At 63.8% G+C, this 2,299-nt stretch carries 2 protein-coding genes; both read left to right on the top strand.

Features of this window, described 5'->3' with window-relative positions:
- Window positions 1-2 precede the first annotated feature (2 nt).
- Complete coding sequence (istA, locus tag QPR87_RS23405) at window positions 3-1,511, top strand: IS21 family transposase (RefSeq protein ID WP_285051551.1); 1,509 nt, start codon at window positions 3-5, stop codon at window positions 1,509-1,511.
- Window positions 1,441-2,169: an IS21-like element ISPkr1 family helper ATPase IstB gene (istB, locus tag QPR87_RS23400; RefSeq protein ID WP_024843951.1), complete on the top strand. Its 729-nt coding sequence runs from the start codon at window positions 1,441-1,443 to the stop codon at window positions 2,167-2,169. The genes istA and istB overlap by 71 nt, the downstream gene beginning before the upstream one ends.
- Window positions 2,170-2,299 lie beyond the last annotated feature (130 nt).

Below are 2,299 nucleotides of genomic sequence, written 5' to 3'. Positions count from 1 at the left end.
CGATCAAGCATATCTGCCGAGAGCTGCGGGTATCGCGGAACACGGTTCGGAAGGTGATCCGGTCCGGCGCAACGGAGATGACTTACGAGCGAACCGTCCAACCGCAGCCGAAGATCGGTCCCTGGAAAGGCAAGCTCGACGAGATGCTGGCGGCGAATGCGCGCAAGCCGAAGCGCGAGCGGCTGACCCGCATCCGGATTTTCGAAGAGCTCAGGGCCCTCGGATATGACGGCGGCTACGACGCGGTCCGACGCTATGCGGCTTCGTGGTCGCAGGCGGAGCAGGAAGCGTCAGCCGCCGCCTATGTGCCACTGAGCTTCGATCCGGGTGAAGCCTACCAGTTCGACTGGAGTCACGAGGTCGTTCTGATCGACGGCGTGACCACCACGGTGAAGGTGGCTCACGTCCGGCTTTGTCATAGCCGGATGCTGTTCGTCCGGGCCTACCCGCGAGAGACGCAGGAAATGGTGTTCGATGCCCATGACAAGGCCTTTGCCTTCTTCGGCGGCGCCTGTGCGCGTGGGATCTACGACAACATGAAGACGGCGGTGGACACGATCTTCGTCGGCCGCGACCGCGCGTATAATCGCCGGTTCCAGCAGATGTGCGGACACTACCTTGTCGATCCCGTCGCCTGCACCCCCGCGTCCGGCTGGGAGAAGGGACAAGTAGAGAACCAGGTTGGCGTTGTCCGGCGGCGGTTCTTCGTGCCGCGGCCGCGCTTCAAGAGCTACGCGGAACTCAACGCCTGGCTTCAGGATCGCTGTATTGCCTGGGCCAAGGCCCATCCGCACCAGGAATTGCGTGATCGGACAATCTGGGACGTGTTCCAGGATGAGCGGGCGAGCCTGGTGCCCTACGTCGGCCCTTTCGACGGATTCCATGCCGTGCCGGCCTCGGTGTCCAAGACCTGCCTCGTTAGGTTCGACAAGAACCGCTACTCGGTCGATGGTCGCGCCGTCGGCCGTCCGGTCGAGATCCGCGCCTATGCCGAGCGGGTCGAGGTCTGGCAGGACGGCAAGATCGTCGGCCGGCACGACCGCGCCTTCGGGCGCGACAAGGCCATCTATGACCCGCTGCACTACATCCCGGTGCTGGCCCGCAAGCCCGGCGCCCTTCGAAACGGCGCTCCCTTCAAGGAATGGGAACTGCCGCCGGCGATACGACGCGTCCAGCGTAAGCTGGGGCGCGTGCCGAACGGTGACCGTCAGATGGTCCAGATCCTGAGCATGATCCCAACGGATGGACTGGAAGCCGTCGAGGCTGCCTGCGTCGAGGCCCTGACCGAAGGCGCCCCGGCGGCATCGGTCGTTCTGAACATCCTGGCCCGACATCGCGAGCCACCACCTCCGTTGACCATCGCCACGCCGGACGCGTTGCGCCTGACCTGCGAGCCCGTGGCCGACTGCAAACGCTACGACAGCCTCAGGAGACCCCGCCATGGAAAGATCACAGGTGCTGGACGCGATGGGCCAGTTGAAGCTCTACGGCATGAAGGCCGCCTACGATGAGATCATCGCCACGGCGGTGAAGCGACAGCACGAACCGCAGCAAATCGTGGGCGACCTGCTGAACGCCGAGATCAGCGAGAAACAAGCTCGCTCGATCAAATACCAGATGACCATCGCCAAGCTGCCCTTGGCCAAGGAAGTCGACGAGTTCAGCTTCGAAGACACGCCCGTAAACGAAACGCTGGTGCGCGATCTGGCCTCCGGAGAGTTCCTCGAGCATCAGCGTAACGTCGTCCTCATCGGCGGCACCGGGACCGGCAAATCCCACCTTGCCGTCAGCATCGCCCGGGCCTGCATCCGCCGTGGCAAGCGCGGCCGCTTCTTCAACGTCGTGGACCTGGTGAACAAGCTGGACGCCGAAGCCCGCGCCGACCGACAGGGACGCACTGCGGATCTCCTGTGCCGCCTCGACTTCCTGATCCTCGACGAGTTGGGATATCTGCCGTTCGCCCAGACGGGTGGCCAGCTCCTGTTCCACCTCATCAGTCGCCTTTACGAACGCACCTCGATCATCGTGACGACGAACCTCGACTTCGGCGAATGGCCGACCGTCTTCGGAGACGCGAAGATGACAACGGCGCTCCTCGACCGACTGACCCATCACTGTGACATCGTCGAGACCGGCAACGAGAGCTGGCGCTTCAAGACGCGGGAATGACCGAGACGCCGCTGGCCCGATCCGGTTGCGCTGTATGGAGGCTACACCGCATCGGGCCAGCTACCCGTGCTGACCAAGCGGGGTCATTATTGGGCGCCGAAAGGGGGTCAAAGTTGCGTGCCGATTGACA

The sequence above is a fragment of the Paracoccus sp. SSJ genome (genome assembly GCF_030234105.1).
Taxonomy (GTDB): domain Bacteria; phylum Pseudomonadota; class Alphaproteobacteria; order Rhodobacterales; family Rhodobacteraceae; genus Paracoccus; species Paracoccus denitrificans.
The sequence above is the reverse complement of the archived record's forward strand: the minus strand, read 5'-3'. Positions and strand labels throughout refer to the sequence as shown.